This window comes from Enterococcus sp. DIV1067f (genome assembly GCF_050543505.1).
In the GTDB taxonomy this organism is placed as follows: domain Bacteria; phylum Bacillota; class Bacilli; order Lactobacillales; family Enterococcaceae; genus Enterococcus_D; species Enterococcus_D entomosocium.
In genome coordinates this window covers 3,402,972-3,419,994 of record NZ_CP172940.1, presented here as the reverse complement: position 1 = coordinate 3,419,994, position 17,023 = coordinate 3,402,972, and the positions used below count along the sequence as shown (strand labels likewise).

13 protein-coding genes are annotated in these 17,023 nt (G+C 36.5%); 9 read left to right on the top strand and 4 right to left on the bottom strand.

Translation table 11 applies throughout. The annotated features are described in order from the left end of the window. Positions 1-99: 99 nt before the first annotated feature. Genes IGJ42_RS15875 through IGJ42_RS15865 form a run of 3 tightly spaced genes read left to right on the top strand, consistent with a single transcriptional unit; the run spans position 100 to position 3,561 of the window. A complete protein-coding gene (locus tag IGJ42_RS15875) occupies positions 100-846 on the top strand; it encodes a WxL domain-containing protein (RefSeq protein WP_008381643.1) in 747 nt (248 codons plus the stop codon). 52 nt (positions 847-898) lie between these two features. Continuing rightward, positions 899-3,271 (top strand): WxL domain-containing protein, encoded by a 2,373-nt coding sequence (locus IGJ42_RS15870; protein WP_223347137.1) that lies wholly within the window; start codon positions 899-901, stop codon positions 3,269-3,271. Next, positions 3,268-3,561: an LPXTG cell wall anchor domain-containing protein gene (locus tag IGJ42_RS15865; RefSeq protein WP_008381647.1), complete on the top strand. Its 294-nt coding sequence runs from the start codon at positions 3,268-3,270 to the stop codon at positions 3,559-3,561. Before IGJ42_RS15870 ends, IGJ42_RS15865 begins: the two co-directional genes overlap by 4 nt. Positions 3,562-3,853: 292 nt before the next feature. Here the strand turns inward: IGJ42_RS15865 and IGJ42_RS15860 are convergent, their stop codons facing one another. Beyond that, complete coding sequence (locus IGJ42_RS15860; protein ID WP_429947042.1) at positions 3,854-4,570, bottom strand: MerR family transcriptional regulator; 717 nt, start codon at positions 4,568-4,570, stop codon at positions 3,854-3,856. A gap of 761 nt (positions 4,571-5,331) precedes the next feature. Here IGJ42_RS15860 and IGJ42_RS15855 point away from each other — a divergent pair. The 6 genes from IGJ42_RS15855 to IGJ42_RS15830 all read left to right on the top strand — a co-directional run bounded on the left by IGJ42_RS15855 (position 5,332) and on the right by IGJ42_RS15830 (position 14,335). Beyond that, on the top strand, positions 5,332-5,685 hold the full coding sequence (locus IGJ42_RS15855; protein ID WP_008381652.1) for a DUF7006 family protein: 354 nt from the start codon (positions 5,332-5,334) through the stop codon (positions 5,683-5,685). A gap of 109 nt (positions 5,686-5,794) precedes the next feature. Further along, on the top strand, positions 5,795-5,959 hold the full coding sequence (locus IGJ42_RS15850) for an N-acetylmuramoyl-L-alanine amidase (protein WP_223347136.1): 165 nt from the start codon (positions 5,795-5,797) through the stop codon (positions 5,957-5,959). Between the two features lie 234 nt (positions 5,960-6,193). Then, positions 6,194-9,487 carry a MucBP domain-containing protein gene (locus IGJ42_RS15845; RefSeq protein WP_429946506.1) on the top strand — a complete coding sequence of 1,098 codons (3,294 nt, stop codon included), beginning with the start codon at positions 6,194-6,196 and terminating at the stop codon, positions 9,485-9,487. Between the two features lie 594 nt (positions 9,488-10,081). Further along, complete coding sequence (locus IGJ42_RS15840) at positions 10,082-11,269, top strand: AI-2E family transporter (RefSeq protein ID WP_034872249.1); 1,188 nt, start codon at positions 10,082-10,084, stop codon at positions 11,267-11,269. 386 nt (positions 11,270-11,655) lie between these two features. Continuing rightward, positions 11,656-12,087: a MarR family winged helix-turn-helix transcriptional regulator gene (locus tag IGJ42_RS15835; RefSeq protein ID WP_016612169.1), complete on the top strand. Its 432-nt coding sequence runs from the start codon at positions 11,656-11,658 to the stop codon at positions 12,085-12,087. After that, positions 12,080-14,335 carry an ATP-binding cassette domain-containing protein gene (locus IGJ42_RS15830; protein WP_430616157.1) on the top strand — a complete coding sequence of 752 codons (2,256 nt, stop codon included), beginning with the start codon at positions 12,080-12,082 and terminating at the stop codon, positions 14,333-14,335. The genes IGJ42_RS15835 and IGJ42_RS15830 overlap by 8 nt, the downstream gene beginning before the upstream one ends. Positions 14,336-14,738: 403 nt before the next feature. Here IGJ42_RS15830 and IGJ42_RS15825 read toward each other — a convergent pair whose 3' ends face one another. From IGJ42_RS15825 to IGJ42_RS15815, 3 genes are all read right to left on the bottom strand, one after another. Beyond that, on the bottom strand, positions 14,739-15,164 hold the full coding sequence (locus IGJ42_RS15825) for a hypothetical protein (protein WP_086372436.1): 426 nt from the start codon (positions 15,162-15,164) through the stop codon (positions 14,739-14,741). A gap of 13 nt (positions 15,165-15,177) precedes the next feature. After that, positions 15,178-15,651, bottom strand: coding sequence for a hypothetical protein (locus IGJ42_RS15820; RefSeq protein ID WP_086298851.1), 474 nt, complete (start codon positions 15,649-15,651; stop codon positions 15,178-15,180). A gap of 239 nt (positions 15,652-15,890) precedes the next feature. Next, positions 15,891-16,841 carry a hypothetical protein gene (locus IGJ42_RS15815; RefSeq protein ID WP_086332761.1) on the bottom strand — a complete coding sequence of 317 codons (951 nt, stop codon included), beginning with the start codon at positions 16,839-16,841 and terminating at the stop codon, positions 15,891-15,893. Between the last annotated feature and the right edge of the window lie 182 nt (positions 16,842-17,023).

Below are 17,023 nucleotides of genomic sequence, written 5' to 3'. Positions count from 1 at the left end.
GAAGGGGAAAAATACTAAATCAATTGAGAATAAAGGAGAATAAGAAAGCAACACGTACGAACAAAACAAAGAAAAAACAAAAAAATTGGAGGATGAACAATGAAGAAAACAACAATCACAATAGCAGCAGCACTTTTAGCGGGAAGTATGGGACTAGGTACATTAATTAGTCAGGCAGCAGAAGTAGAGTATGAGGATGCGACGAACGCAAGGACAGAGGGAACGGTGATTATTTTAGAAAATGATTCATCTAATCCGGTGATTCCAGATCCAGAAAATCCAGGAGAAGAAGTAGATCCTGAAGTACCAGTTAACCCCCACCCAGGCCGACTAAGAATCAATTATGTTTCAAACTTTGATTTTGGTAAGATTCCGAATATTTCAAGTGAAATCGTTCAAGAGGCACGATTGGACCATGTATTTTCTGGTACATCAGAAGAAGGACGGGTACCATTTGTCGCAACAGAAGATCGTCGTGGGAGTGATCGATTAGGCTGGGAGCTGCAAGTTTCACAGCCTAAACAATTGAGTGATGCAAGCGGACATGAGCTGCAAGGAGCAACGATCACCTTGAGTGGTCTGCGTTATGTGAATCCCACATCAGCTACGCCCATTGCGAATCAAAACGAGATTGTATTAGGAGAAGCCGCACAAACTTTGGCAACCGCCAATGCTTCACAGGGTGCCGGTGCATGGACACTAGCTCTGGGGAATGCGAATGCAGAAGGACAGACTGATGGCGTTGTCTTACGTATTCCAGCCAATACCACAAAAAATGATACGGCTTACTCAACTGCACTAGTTTGGGAGTTGGTCGCGGATCCAACAAACGCATCTGGAGAATAAGGGGATGTCCCCTATTCTCCAGTACAGAAACCAAAGAGAAAGGGATAGTCCAATGAAAAAAGTCTTACTTGTTTTTGTGTTGAGCCTAGTTCTATCAACTCATTTTTTATTTCCCGCGATCGTTGTGGCCACTGTGATCGAAGAGTCTACGAGTGAATCTGATTACGAAGAAGAGATCCAAGAAACTAGTAATAATCAGGAGCAGCAGGGAGAAGAATCGGAGACAGAATCAGATGGATCCTCTGATCAAACAAGTGCAAAAAATCTGGAAGAGTCATCAATTGAAGATACTGTCGAGGGAGTTATTGAAGATCAATTGCAAAGAAATCAAAGATTAACTAGCATTGTCACTAGCACAATAAGTGATTGGCACATAGATGAACCAATTCTAATCGCTACTATTAATATGGAACTTACGACTGCGTTTAACGGAGTGAATCCCGGAGCGTACAATGTGGCACGTGTTTATGGAATCAGTAATCAGTTTTCAAGATTTAGTGTTCGAGCGGTTGATGCGCATGGAAATGATATCAGTGCTGCCTTTTTTACGGACATTAGGTCTGATTATGTAGATTTTCGAACGAGAGCAGATAGTTCTCCAGGAAATGGTTGGATTACTCTTGAAATTTTTGGTTTTGTTAATAAACATGCGCCTGTAGATATTATCTTTGACGGTTTAGGAGGATATTTCGATTTTGGGGAACTTACTTTCGGAATATTTGTCGTAAATATGCGTGGCGATACGGTTAGAAGAGAACCGGATGTGACATCCAGTACACGTTTAATGGCCTTGGGGGGAATACTCAATGTAACTCATATTGATGAGTCTGGAAAGGAGATAGGTGATGCTGAGTCAAATCTTGGGATGCCAGGGGCGGAATATACAACAGAGGCTTTAAATTTGGACGAATTTTATCTTCTAGAAATCAGAGGTGAAGCTTCTGGAAACTATATTTTAGGAAGAGTCATCGAAGTGACCTATGTTTATGCGAAGAGTGCATTGACAGCAGAAGTTGTGCCTCAAACAATTGATTTAGGTGGTCGATTGACGGAAAGTCAGCTTACCCAGGCCATAACCAATGTTTCGCTTAATGGAGGCTTGTTATCAAGTGATGAGTATACCCTTAATATAAATAAATCTCCAGATACGAGTATTGTCGGAACAACAACCAGTGCTTCTGTAGTATTAAACCACAACAGAACTAGTCAACAATTAATACTCGAGATACCAATTACAGTTACTTTCGGAAACGCCATAAGATTCAGTGGGTTTAATGACTATAGTGCTGGGATCTACACTTGGCATTCCGACATTGGAATTATCACTGCTCGAAGAGGAACGACAAGCACGACAGGAAATGTACACAACAATTTTTCTGGTATTTATTATAACTTTAGCATACATGATTTAGGTGATAACACGCGGCGTGTCATAGGCACTGATACGTTGACCTATTCGTATGATGTAAGAGGAACTCAAACGATTGCTTCAGCTGTTTCTGACTTTGGGAACGGTTTTGGGGAGACAAATGCTAAAGTTGGCGATATTGTCGAAGTCTATCATCGTGAACCTACACGACTCAGAAAATATGACGCCCCCCATTCTGAATCTGAAAGAGTAAATAGCTTGAATAATCGTGCATATTTTGAATTGACAAGTAATGGATACAGCCTATTGACATTTGATCGAGCACACCCAAATCCTACCACTATTCAGTTAGGAATGTCTGAAAAAGAATTGGAGGCAAACATATCAAAATATTTAGATCTTTCTGACACCAGTCATGTCTCGATTAGCGGTTTTCAAGAATATCCGGATACATCCAAAATCGGACAAGTAGTCGGAATTATTCGTGTTGAAGAACGTTTGAGTACTGGGAAATTTATTCTACGTGATTATGAAGTGCCTTTTACGGTTGAACCAGGTCGGCTGGAGCTGGCTAATGTAACGAATGGAAATTTTAATTTTGGAATCATTGAGCAATCAAGCCGCCATCAAGAGGTAGCGGCCAAGGGTGAACACGCACCAACCATTACGATTGATGATTACAGCAATACTACGCAATGGTCCATTTTTGTTTCTGCTAGTCCATTTGTGAATTCAGAAAAGCAAGTGTTGACTGGGGCAACGATGATACTCAAAGATTTAAGTGTCCAAGAAACGGTCCATACGGGGTTAACGGTTCCGTCAAAAGACATTGTATTGAGCCACACTCCGAAGTTAGTTGGGGCAATGAGCAATCCCAATGAATTATATGAAGGAGAACATGGTACAACAGAGATTCAAATTGGGGAAGTAATGAATGGATCTTTGACAGGCGTTCAATTGAGATTGCCGGCGAATACGCCAGTGGATGATGGGACGTATCGCTCAGTGATCACTTGGGAACTAGTGGGTGATCCTACGTTGGGAGGAAGCGAATGAAGAAAATACTAATCGCACTCTTTTTCAGTATAATTTCTCTTTATATGAATTATTCAAATTCTTTGCCAAGCGTAGAAGCATCTACTTATGAGAATCAAGCGGGGGTACAATTTTATCAGAGAGAAGAGACAGTAAGTTCTGAACAAAATGAATTAGATAGTCAACCATCAGAAATAGATATTCAGAAGAGTCTGCCACAAACAGGAGGAGTAATTTCTTCAATGAGCTTTTTGGGAGGCAGCGTAATCTTAATAGTTTGGTTAATAAAAAAGAAAGAAAAGACAAGTTGATTTTTTTCGGTACTATATGTTTTGGTGTTTAACAATATGAAAAAATATAATAGAAACATATAGTACCTTAATATCTTAATAATAAGCAATTAAAGTAACGTAGTAGTTTTAACATCATTTTATAAAGGAATATCTTGATAATCGAGAAATAATAGATTGCAAAAGTGTAGTGTTTAGGAAATCATTCCTACGATAAATAATACTACATACATGATGAAACTTTGGGAACGATTACTTAGAAAATGTTCATTTTAATCCCTCTGCTTTGATTGTTTTCATAGATAATGATCAGTTACAGAAGCCAAAAAAAGTAGTAGTCAATCGGCCGATTATTTTCTAAACCTCCGACGATGTACTGTGCGACTACACTGGAGTAATCGGCAGAATCTTGTATATCGTCCAATAACTGATTCAAGTTATTTTCATTATAGTCATATCTATCAACAGTTAGCACCCCACCAAAGTATAGTTCACTTGGTTCCGTAAGTTGATCCTTAGAAATAGTGTTATTGGGTATGTCTATAAAGCCAATTTCTTCTGTAATGGTATCAAAATGATCTCCAGTAAATAATAATAAAAAATTTGTTGGATTATTTAATAGCGAAGAAACGTGTTCTTTTTTGTAGAGATCAAGGGGTTCAAACTTCGAAAAAGGAAACCCTAAATTTAGCTTTTTCTCTCCGTTTAAACAATGATTGATATGAGCAATATCTTTTATTCTGGTATTAAGTACTTTTGATACAGCATTTAATTGTTTGATCCAGTTGTCAACGGTAATAAGAGTATTGTTTAATATTTGGTTTCTTTGATCCAAATCACCATTTAAATGAAGGGTTAGATCGGTAATGGGAATTTCTAAGTTTCTAAAAAAAGTAATATCAACTAACTGTAATATAGAATGAGCATCAAAATATCTGTAGTTATTCTCTTCGTCTCTACTCAACGAAATTAGTTGTTTTCTTTCCCAATACCTTATAGTTGACGGTTCAATATTGAATAGATTAGCAATTTCCGTAATCGTTCTCTTTTTATTTGAGATAACAATTCCTCCTCTTTTTTGTAACTTATAGTGATATATGAGTAGTAGAACACATCATCTTCGACTTTGAAATTTGATTAAAGTAATCTTAACTTTCTAAAATACTATAAACAAATAGACCATATTCTTCAACTCTATTTAAAAGAATAGTAATGCATTATTTTAATTCTATCAACTAATCAGTCAGGACATTATGAAAGTAAAAACGCAATTCTTCTATTTTGTATAAATCACCAACTGTTGATTTTGAAGGTTTAAAAAATCAACAAATTCGTATTTTGAAATAAAGCGAAGGGTAGTATTAATGAGGTATAGATTCAAGGGGAATTAATAAGCTGTAGTAGGAAATGAATAAAGAAACTCATTTTCTATAAAAAAAGCATTGTCATTGAATTGAGCTTTCTTACCTAAGGATAAATAAAAATTTACAAATACTTAAAGGTTCTTCCAATCCACTTAGATTATAGATCTTATAGTACTTGGCATTTGGATAACGAGTGAAATATCAATTATTTATTAAGAGGACGATTGCTTTTTAAAAACTAGACCTCAAACCAACTTTAATGTGTATAGTTCAGCGCAACAAACAACTTGCGTTTTTCTTTTAATTTTCAAATAGGTCATTGTTCACCTGTAAAGGAAGCATCTTCTTTCAGAGGCTTTCATCTAGGGAAAAACAATAAATGAAACCGGCTTATAGTATTGATTTCATTTTGGAAAGGACGAAAATTATGATCGAAATCAGTAATCTATCTGAATATATCAAAGAATTTCAATTTGAAGAAAAGCAGTTAAAAGCACATCCGTTGATAAAAAATTATATTGAAAATCAAGTTCAAAAATTAAAAGAATTGATAGAAGCATTAACGTCCGCGAATTTTTGGATTGATATTCCAATAATTATGGGAATAGATTCTAAGTTAGTATTATTACGAGAACTCATTATCACTATTGAAGATTTTGATTTTTCAGACGAAGAAGTGTTAAAAATAGTAGAACAAGATTATCCATACTACAATAAAGAATTATGTGGATATAAATTGAATGATGTAACTAGCCATTCACTAATTTTTAAAATAAAGTGATCTGGAAAAAGAATCAAGGAAAAGTAGTCTTTTATAATATATTTTGAAGTCAGGTATGGAATCCTATGAAGACGTAATAAAATTTCTAACCGAACGATAGAGGACAGACGTGAAAAATTGCGAGAAGCTAAACGTGCTTATTGAATCCTATGCACTTACCAACTATGACACGGGAAAAGCAGAATTGGTCAAAGGTAATGCAGAAATGATCTATCTTATCATGAATCTGGGCATCTCTTCGACGTTTGGTCCACATCGGGAAGACTTTCACTAACTATCATTTAACAAAGATAGAAACTTTCATTCTTTAAATTTTGTTCTGGGGTTGTTAAAAAACAAAGAGGAACTATTATTACATAATACCAAGTATCTTATAAAAATAATGATTATTTTTGGTTGAAGGAACTCTGTCCTTGCTTGAAAAGTATTTACTATAGAATACATTATTACTACAATAGATGAGATATAAAAATAGGTGGTTAAAAAAATACCACGATGGAGTTGGCAGATGAAAAAGAAAATTTTTTCCTACATATCTTTGGCAAGTTTAATAGTACCTTCTTTTTTTGTTCCCATTGTGAATGTTCGATCAGATGAGCAACAAGAAAGTGTAGCACAAGCAACTAATGAAGAATCTGAAAATATGAGTAATTCGATTACAACGCTGGATTCTTCAACAACGCAAAGTGAATCTTCTGATACTTCGACAGAAGATAATAATGAATCCACGGAAGAAACAACAACGCAAAGCTCTTCTAACAACGCAAAATATTCTGGCGAAGATCAGGGGAATAGCCAAGTTGAAAATGAGACGACAAGTCAAAGTTCTGCAAATCCATCTGAGGTCGCAGTAAATAATGATCAAGAAGATTTTGCAGCTTGGCTTCCGGATCCAGCACTACAATCCGTAGTTGCTAAATCTTTAGGTATAGATGTGTCCGAAATCACGAAGGAACAGATGAGCAAACTTCAGACTCTCTATATCTACGCTGCAGATTCCGCTATTGCTGATTTGACAGGCTTGGAATATGCAACAAATCTATCATCATTTTATATGAGCGGCCAAAATCAGGTTACTGACTTTTCCGTTCTCACTTCGTTAAATAACTTAGTTTATGTATATTTGATGGGTGCTAATGTAACGGATGATAATGTACCAAACTTTGGTGCCAATTTAACTAGATTAAATCTTAGTTCCGCAAATGTAACCGATGCTGTATTTTCAAAAATAGTTAATATGAAAGGACTAGAGTCGCTAAGTTTCGAGTCCAATATGAATATTACGACAATTGCACCTCTGGTTGCATTACCAAATCTAACAGAATTAAGAATACAGTTCTGTGGCGTGACAGATTTTACTGTGATAAATGAGTTTCCCAAATTATCAAACTTAGCTGCTTATGGCCAAAACACAGGAAGAAATGATGCGATTACTTCATTATCTGCAAAAGAGTTAAATTACGATCCCGATAATCAATCATTTTTTGTTCCATTTTCCATTATGCCTAATCGTTTAACAAATTTTGATGGATATCAGCCTCCTTTTACAAAATCGAATAGTACTAGTCAGACGTACTTTGATTTGAATGGTGTACAGGTACCCTCCTCAAGATTAAGTATTACAGAAGATGGGATTACTGTATCTGGGGTTACTCAAAGTGAATTTGAAAGTATCGAAACAATGGAGTATAACGCACGACTGAATAATCCTGCCGGATCCTATGCTCAACCAGATGGATATAGTTTTTACGCCATTTCTTCAGGAACCTATTTGCACCAATTTTCGATCAATCATCAAGAAGCCGCTGCAGATGTTACGGTGAGTTATATTGATACTGAAGGGAATGAATTGAAGCCTTCTCAAAAAATTAGCGGTAATATTGGTGAATCTTTTGATGCAACAACGCCAGAGTATAAGTTAGAAATAGACGGGTATACTATAAAAGAAGTTCAAGGTAATCCGACGGGAACCTTCAGTGATACAGCGCAAGAAGTGGTGTACGTATATGAACGCAGCGATGCAGCACCAGTCACGGTGAAATATCAAGATTCCGAAGGGAATCAGTTGGCAGACCCAACGGTATTAAGCGGAAAAGTAGGGTTACCATATACAATCGAAGCCAAAGAGATCCCAGGGTGGTATGTAGTAGAAACCCCAGATAATGCTTCAGGCACCTTCAGTGACACAGCGCAAGAAGTGGTGTACGTATATGAACGCAGCGATGCAGCACCAGTCACAGTGAAATATCAAGATTCCGAAGGGAATCAGTTGGCAGACCCAACGGTATTAAGCGGAAAAGTAGGGTTACCATATACAAGCGAAGCCAAAGAAATCCCAGGGTGGTATGTAGTAGAAACCCCAGATAATGCTTCCGGCACCTTCAGTGATACAGCGCAAGAAGTGGTGTACGTATATGAACGCAGCGATGCAGCACCAGTCACAGTGAAATATCAAGATTCCGAAGGGAATCAGTTGGCAGACCCAACGGTATTAAGCGGAAAAGTAGGGTTACCATACACAAGTGAAGCCAAAGAGATCCCTAGTTGGTACGTGGTAGAAACCCCAGATAATGCTTCAGGCACCTTCAGTGATACAGGGCAAGAAGTGGTGTACGTATATGAACGCAGCGATGCAGCACCAGTCACGGTGAAATATCAAGATTCCGAAGGGAATCAGTTGGCAGATCCAACGGTATTAAGCGGAAAAGTAGGGTTACCATATACAAGCGAAGCCAAAGAGATCCCAGGGTGGTATGTAGTAGAAACCCCAGATAATGCTTCCGGCACCTTCAGTGACACAGCGCAAGAAGTGGTGTACGTATATGAACGCAGCGATGCAGCACCAGTCACAGTGAAATATCAAGATTCCGAAGGAAATCAGTTGGCAGACCCAACGGTATTAAGCGGAAAAGTAGGGTTACCATATACAAGCGAAGCCAAAGAGATCTCAGGGTGGTATGTAGCACAAACACCGACAAATACTTCAGGCACGTTTAGCGACACAGCGCAAGAAGTGGTGTACGTATATGAACGCAGCGATGCAGCACCAGTCACGGTGAAATATCAAGATTCCGAAGGGAATCAGTTGGCAGACCCAACGGTATTAAGCGGAAAAGTAGGGTTACCATATACAAGCGAAGCCAAAGAGATCCCAGGGTGGTATGTAGCACAAACACCGACAAATACTTCAGGCACCTTCAGTGACACAGCGCAAGAAGTGGTGTACGTATATGAACGCAGCGATGCAGCACCAGTCACGGTGAAATATCAAGATTCCGAAGGGAATCAGTTGGCAGACCCAACGGTATTAAGCGGAAAAGTAGGGTTACCATATACAAGCGAAGCCAAAGAAATCCCAGGGTGGTATGTAGTAGAAACCCCAGATAATGCTTCCGGCACCTTCAGTGATACAGGGCAAGAAGTGGTGTACGTGTACGAACGCAGCGATGCAGCACCAGTCACGGTGAAATATCAAGATTCCGAAGGGAATCAGTTGGCAGACCCAACGGTATTAAGCGGAAAAGTAGGGTTACCATATACAAGCGAAGCCAAAGAGATCCCAGGGTGGTATGTAGTAGAAACCCCAGATAATGCTTCAGGCACCTTCAGTGATACAGGACAAGAAGTGGTGTACGTATATAACACTAAAGCGCATAATCCTAAGAACAATGGTAATTCAAATAATCATTTACCAAAAACTGGACAACAGATTAAAGGACAACTGATTTTAAGTAGTGTCGGAGCTTTGTTAGTCACACTCGTATTTGTAGCAATTAAAAAACGTAAAAGAAGTAATCGATAAGAGGAAGAAAGAGTGTTCAGAAAATGATCGTTTCTGGACACTCTTTTTGAATCAAATTTCTAATAATACTATTCGATATTGTGTATAGAAACCTACAATGAAATCTATGTCTAGATAAAATAGGAGTCGCTAAATATAAGAATAATTCATTTAAGGAATTGCAAACTTTAAAGTTCTTGATTCATTAATGTTTCACCTGTTTTTCATTTTTGATTAGGCTCTTTTTATTATGTTCATTTAAGCTAACGGTATAATTTTTTTGGAGGCTGATTTTTCATTGATAATTAAAATTTATTTATTGTGAATGATTATAAAAAGTTCTGAAAATACTAAAATAATAAAGGGAGTTTGTCAAATAATATAGAGAAGATAGCTCATTAATCAATCTGAAAAACACCTCTAGGCTAGAGATATAGCTTAGAGGTATTTTTATGACTAATTATGGTAAGATTATTAAATAAAAGTTGTCTTCATTTCAAATCGCATCGAATCCTCAAGTGGGGGAGATTAGTGAATGAAAAGGTCCATTTGGGGTGAGCTAATCTTTACAAGAAAAGAAGATTGATTTAGATAATGAAAGAACGGGGAGAAGAAATGAAAAAGAAACATAAAGTGATACAAATGTTGGGTGGGGCTACACTCTTATACATCTTAGCGGTCCTGTTTATAGGTGGCGCAACACTATTGCTGTTCAAAAATCTTACCTTTTTGATTGAGCCAGTAGTTAAAGTATTTCAGGTGGTTCTTCCTCCGTTAACTATGACGCTCGTTTTATATTTTGTACTTAAACCAGTTGTAAAGTTTTTGGTAGGGCTAGGACTTTCAAAAGTACTGAGTATTATTATTACATTATGCACACTTACTGCTGCCTTCATCTTGTCAACTGCCCTCGCACTGCCGTTACTTATCCAACAATTTGAACGATTGATCGAAAACTTCCCAAATTATTTGATTGAAGCTGAACGAGTAATAGAAACTTTTATACAAAATACTAGATATGAACAAGCATATCATGAGGGACTCGAGGTTCTGGCGAATTGGATAAATCAAGTTTCTAATAATGTGGGCGTATATCTGGGCAATATTATTTTCGGTGCTTCACAAGTGTTTTCAACGATTACCCATGTCCTATTGTTGTTATTGACAGTGCCGATCATCACGTTCTTTTTATTGAAAAATGACCGTCAATTTGTAGAGTATTCTTTAGGTATCTTCCCCCCTAGATTACGTCATGAAGTCAAAGAAATCATTCGGACAATGGAAAATCAGGTGGGCGCCTATCTAAAGGGCCAACTAGTCGTTTGTGTGATCATAGGAACATTGACTTTTATTGGCTTCTTAATTATCGACATGCCTTTTTCTGGAAGCTTAGCATTTCTTGTTGGCGCAACAGCTATCGTTCCTTATATCGGACCGGTTGTCGCCTTTTTCCCTTGTGCAATCATTGCAATCATGACGTCTCCTACGATGTTCATTCAGTTGTGCATTGTCTGGATCGTTGTTCAATTATTAAATGGGGAGCTGATCGAACCTCAGGTCATGGGAAAACATATGGTGATCCATCCAGTAACAATTATTTTTGTGCTATGGATAATGGGTGAACTTTTCGGCATGTTTGGGTTGATTTTCGGTATACCACTTTATGCAATCGTGAAAGTGTTAGTGGTGTTTGGGTTTCGAAAATTTAAGCAGCGATACAATCGCATATATGCGGAAGATGTTCCTTATGAAGAAACTGAATTTAGTTTAGAATCATACACTAAGAAAAGCAGCCATGGTTAACGAGGGAAACCTGTTGAACAAATGAATTCAAGTACGCATGTCCTGCTCAAATTGATCGTTTGAGTTAAATCATTTGCTTTGATAGTGAAAGAAAGAATTTTAATACATAGAGTGCTTGGAAATATCTATTTTCTGAGTACTCTATTTTTAGTTTGGGCCGATGAATTTCCGATAATTAAGTTTTCCAGTGTCAGAAATTCATTGGATCATGACTCCTTTTTAGCCATTCCAATAACTTGTCGTTTTTCTACGAAAGAGGCTGCTTGACTAAGCAGGAATCAACGCACAACAATGATAAGCGCCAGATGGATAGACTACCTATTTGACATCTGATTTCCCAAATGATATAGTTTCCAAATAGAAATCAATTTGAGGGGAAGTTTTCAATGAATAATTTAGAAGAGGTATTAGTAAACTTACAATGTGAATTGGTGGCGGAAAGAACCAGACTAAATCCTAAAACAATTAGTTGGCTTCAATATGATATTTTAAATATTCTAAATTCTGAAACTGAGATGCGCCCGTCAAAAATGAGTGTTTTGCTAGGAATTAGTAGGACAAAACTTTCAAAGGCGTTAAAAGAGCTAAAATTAATGAATTATATTCAACAGAAACCCAATGATGCAGATGGTCGAGAACTACTCACTTTTTTGACAATAGAGGGAAGTCATTTATTAACAACTATTGATAATGGACATACGCACTTATCTGAAATCGCAAATGCAGTTTTTAATCGGAAGGAAAAAGAGCAGTTCGCTGAACTAGCAAAGAAATATTTAGAAGCGCTTAAAACGGAAAGGCTGAGGTATGATGAATGATCTCATTTCTATCGAAGGAGCTAAAACAAACAATTTAAAAAATCTTTCTTTGAAACTTTCTAAGTATCAAGTAACTGTCGTAACAGGTGTTTCAGGCTCGGGAAAATCTTCTTTGGTATTTGATACCTTAGCAGCTGGATCCCAACGATTACTAAACGAGACCTATTCGAGTTATATCCAACAGCTACTACCTCACTATTCTCAACCAATCGTTGATAAAATAGAAAATCTACCAGTGTCTATTGTGATTAATCAGAAGAAACTAGGAGGAAATGCACGTTCCACAGTTGGAACTGTAACAGATATATATTCAAGTTTAAGGCTGCTATTCTCGAGGGTTGCAACCCCTTTTATTGGATATTCTATGAATTATTCGTTTAATAATCCCAAGGGCATGTGTGAAGTTTGTAAGGGATTAGGTGAGGTCAAAGAGATTGATGTCGATAAGTTAATCGATTTTGACAAATCTTTATCAGAGGGAGCTATTCAATTTCCTACTTTTCAACCGGGAGGATGGCGCCTGTCTAGGTATACAGAATCTGGTAATTTCGATAACAATAAAAAAATTAAAGATTACCTAGCAGAAGAATTGGACCGTTTACTAAATGATCTCGGCAGCACTCCAAGTAATCCTACGAATAAATGGCCAAAAACTGCACGTTATGAAGGGATCATTCCCAGAATTACCAAAAATTTTATCGAAAAAGAAAGCACGCAATATAGTGCACCATTAAATCACATTCTGCAAGTGAAAGAATGTCCCAATTGTCAAGGCACTAGAGTAAGTAAACTCGTTCGCTCTGCAAAGATAAATGGAAAATCGATCGCAGACTGTGTGAGGATGCCTATTCCTGAACTAAACAAATTTATTAAAGAGATTCATTCTTCTGCTGTTCAGGTGATTTTGAAAGATTTAAGTAAGAAACTACAGAGTTTGGAGGAGGTTGGCCTAGGCTATTTGTTTCTTAACCGTCCAACAGCAACATTATCTGGTGGAGAATCTCAAAGAATAAAAATGGTTAAACATCTTAACAGTGCACTTAGTGATATTCTATACATTTTTGATGAGCCTAGTATTGGACTCCATCCAGAAGATATTCAAAAAATAGCAAAGATAATTAGGGGGTTAAAAGATAAAGGAAATACTGTTGTTCTTGTTGACCATGATCCGGATATTATACAAATTGCAGACCATATCATTGAGATCGGTCCAGGATCCGGGGATAGCGGTGGAAAAATCACCTTTGAAGGAACCTATGATGAACTACTGAAGTCGAACACCATCACTGGAAGAGCGTTGGCAGATCAGTTGAACGTTAATACACAAAGACAACAATTTTCTTCCTATTACGAATTAAATGAGGTTAGTTTGCACAATGTTGTAAACGCTTCTGTGGTGTTGCCAAAACAAGCATTAACGGTTGTAACCGGAGTCGCTGGTTCTGGGAAGAGCACACTCATTCGCTATCTTTTTAAAAAAAAATATCCTGAAGCAAGTATATTAGACCAGAGTCAGATAAATGGCAACATTCGCTCAAATGTTCTCACGTATCTAAATGTCTTTGATAAAATTCGGAGCATCTACGCGCAATGTTCTGGTAAAAGTGCCTCTCTTTTCAGCTATAACGGTAAAGGAGCATGTCCTCTGTGCAAAGGCAAAGGAGTGATAAAAATGGATTTGGCTTTTATGGGGGATGCAGAGCAAGTTTGTGAGAAATGCCGAGGAAAAAGATATAACGATGAAGCCTTATCTATTTTATGGCATGGTTTCACTATTTACGATATTTTACAATTATCAGTTCGAAAAGCAGTAGATTTGTTTGATGATCGCTTATTGATCAGAACGATGCAAATTCTCATGGATGTTCATCTAGAGTATATGAAGTTGGGGCAGTCGCTAGATACATTTTCTGGTGGAGAACTTCAGCGTTTAAAGATAGCAAAAATAATTGCTCAAGATACTTCTAACTGTCTAATATTAGATGAACCATCTACCGGCCTTCATGAGGCGGATATTGACAAGTTGTTATTATTGTTAAATAAACTTTTGCAAAAAGGAAATACATTGATTGTTCTAGAGCACAATCTCAAAATAATTAGTCAGGCTCAATGGCTTATCGAAATGGGACCTGGCGGGGGGAACTTTGGAGGTAAAGTATTGTTTCAAGGGTACCCAATAGACTTATTAACGTTAGAAGATTCATACACAGCAAAACATCTGAAAAGATATACAAAAAACAACAATTAAAAAAGGTGTTTATAAGAATTTCAGTTCATGATTTTTTTAACAGCTATGTGATGGGCAGAAATTTAATAGCTTTTGATCTTCTTAATTTTTCGACAAAGAGTGTTAAGAAAGTGACGAATTTCTGGACACTCTTTTTAGATACAATAATTTATATGTGTCACTCTATTTTTGTGTTCATAAACTCGTAACTAAATCATTGTTCAATGAAAATTTAGATTTATGAGTATTTGGACAAACCTTGGATGTGGTCAGATACTTAATAGTATTTGATACCTTGCTCATAGTGATGGTTATTTTTTATTGTAAGTAACTATACAGATATAGTTTGAAAATAGAATTTCTTATTTTCCATACTCACAAAAAATGCTTTTAATTCAGTGATTGAATTAAAAGAATTCTCATTTTACCAATTATATTTTGTTGTTAATGTTACAGTGTTGTAGCCTGATTTTTTAAACTGATGATACCCTAAAGATTTAGGGCTAGTGTGCAGTATACCAAACGTTGCTTGTGCGCTTCCATATTTGCTATTTTTTACTGTATTCTGATCGCTGTTTATGAGTTTTTTTCCAGATGTATAAGACTCACATTTCGACCAGATAGAATCTTGTGTTTGACTAGCAGTTGAAGTAGCCACAAAAACTAGATTAGATTTTGATAGATTTCCTTTTACTGAAATAGAAGAGCGTGTGAGTGCATTCGACATTGTTGCTTCGTTTGAGTCAACAACTTCAAGTAGATTTCCTTGTTCGCTTGCAAGGGCTGTCGTCGAGACATTGAATCCTAAGATGCTTAGCAAGAATGTAAAAAGTATAATTTTTCTTTTCATTATTGATTCTCCTTTACTGATTCGCTCTAACTTCATGAGTGACCGTTGAATAACCTGATTTCTTAAATGTTGAATTTGCATAGGTATAGTTTTTTGACACACTTACTGGGGCATGATTTGTTTTAACAGAATTATACGCTGTTTTTGTTTTAGTAGAAGACTTATCATTTTTCAGTACACCGTTTGAATTGTAGAGCCGTGATCGTACAAAGATACTGTCCATCATTTTAGCCGCTTCTCCAGTTGCAGAGGACGCTGCACTTATTGGAGCGAGTGTGTAATGGATTGTAGCAGTCGTAGTACATTTGATGGAAGACCGTGAAACCCCATCTGTCATGGAGCTAGAATCACTATTCGAGATGACTATTTCTTCTAAAATTGGATCTTCTTGAATATTTCCACCTTCTTCAGAGGCGTATGCAAAACCTGGTAGTGTTGTAAGTGGTAAGAGACCCAGTACCCCCATTTTATATAGTGCTTTTTTCATTGTGATGACCTTCTTTCTTTTTATTTTCAAAGTTACCCTTCAAGATGAAAACAATAAATAATACTGCTTTCACGAAAGAGAAACTGTGATTTACTGTATCCAGAGGAACCTCTTTTGCTAACAATAACTGGAAAATAAACGGAACAACTATTGGCGAGATTATGACGTATATACAATATACGAAATATGCGAAAATTAAGTTATTTACGAGATTTGCTGTTTTTTTCATATTTTTCCACCTACTTACTATTTTTTATGAGTACAGGATTTGAGAAATCAATTTCAGTAATAGAATATATCCCATCGTCCATTTGATATGGCGACAGAACATCAACTAATTGAAAAATACTGTTTTCTTTTTTTGTGACGGGAATTTTAATCGGAATCCTATACAATTTATTATCAGAGATTTCATACACGGTGTTTGGAGGCAGTTCATTTTTTTCTATGAGAGAGCCATTTATAAAGGGAAGAATTGAGTGTCTGCTGTTCTCATTACTAGTTTGTCCCAAAAGAAGCTCCACACTGTCATTAGATCTTTTTTCAAGTTCGAGGATCGCTTCATTTGAAGATTGAACATTTACCATTGAAATTCTGGCGTTGTAATCGTTCGTATCATTATCATTAAGAAATTTAATGGACTGAGGATAGGTACTGTTGTTAGTCAAATTGAATCTTAGTCCCATAACTGAGTATTCTAAACTTCTTTCTAAGGTCATCGAGTCGTTCGATTTCGGATATTTAAAAAGTAAAATCATTAGTTCGTTTCCCTCAGAAATATTGTCTATTGAAAGGTCTATATTTATTTTCTGTTTATTGGTCAATGAAAATATGTTTGCCGAAGTAACTTCTTCTCCATTAACTTCATAGGGAATTTCATGCAAGTCCTTTAATATGTTTAAGTAATAAAGGTATTGTCCCTCCATATCTTGGATAATTTCAAGATCCCCTGAAAATGAAGATGAGCCACTTTGGTTTATTTGTGTACCTACATCAACTATCTGACCATTACTATCACGTAATCCATAACTTATGGTGTTTTCGAAAACAATAGTTTGAGTTTCTTCGGACTTAGGATTAGTTAATAAGAGGCCGGGCAAAACTAAAAAAATAATTATGGATAATGCAACTGTTGAAAGTATGGCAAATAATAATGGTGTTTTTTTATTTTTAAATATTCTCTTTCTCATCATTCACACTCCTTTTCCATTTACATTTTCATAATGACACATATCTATTTACTTTAAAGGACTAATCTGTTTACATTTCAGGTTTACGAAGGGATGTAAACCTGAAGTTTACGTAGTGTAAATAGAACGATACTTATAAATACCATTATTACAATGTATACTAAGAGAAAAATTTAGAATAG

Coding starts and splice junctions, on each gene's coding strand:
- IGJ42_RS15875 (WP_008381643.1), top strand. CDS start 100: ATGAAGAAAACAACAATCACAATAGCAGCAGCACTTTTAGCGGGAAGT.
- IGJ42_RS15870 (WP_223347137.1), top strand. CDS start 899: ATGAAAAAAGTCTTACTTGTTTTTGTGTTGAGCCTAGTTCTATCAACT.
- IGJ42_RS15865 (WP_008381647.1), top strand. CDS start 3,268: ATGAAGAAAATACTAATCGCACTCTTTTTCAGTATAATTTCTCTTTAT.
- IGJ42_RS15855 (WP_008381652.1), top strand. CDS start 5,332: ATGATCGAAATCAGTAATCTATCTGAATATATCAAAGAATTTCAATTT.
- IGJ42_RS15845 (WP_429946506.1), top strand. CDS start 6,194: ATGAAAAAGAAAATTTTTTCCTACATATCTTTGGCAAGTTTAATAGTA.
- IGJ42_RS15840 (WP_034872249.1), top strand. CDS start 10,082: ATGAAAAAGAAACATAAAGTGATACAAATGTTGGGTGGGGCTACACTC.
- IGJ42_RS15835 (WP_016612169.1), top strand. CDS start 11,656: ATGAATAATTTAGAAGAGGTATTAGTAAACTTACAATGTGAATTGGTG.
- IGJ42_RS15830 (WP_430616157.1), top strand. CDS start 12,080: ATGAATGATCTCATTTCTATCGAAGGAGCTAAAACAAACAATTTAAAA.
- IGJ42_RS15825 (WP_086372436.1), bottom strand. CDS start 15,164: ATGAAAAGAAAAATTATACTTTTTACATTCTTGCTAAGCATCTTAGGA.
- IGJ42_RS15820 (WP_086298851.1), bottom strand. CDS start 15,651: ATGAAAAAAGCACTATATAAAATGGGGGTACTGGGTCTCTTACCACTT.
- IGJ42_RS15815 (WP_086332761.1), bottom strand. CDS start 16,841: ATGAGAAAGAGAATATTTAAAAATAAAAAAACACCATTATTATTTGCC.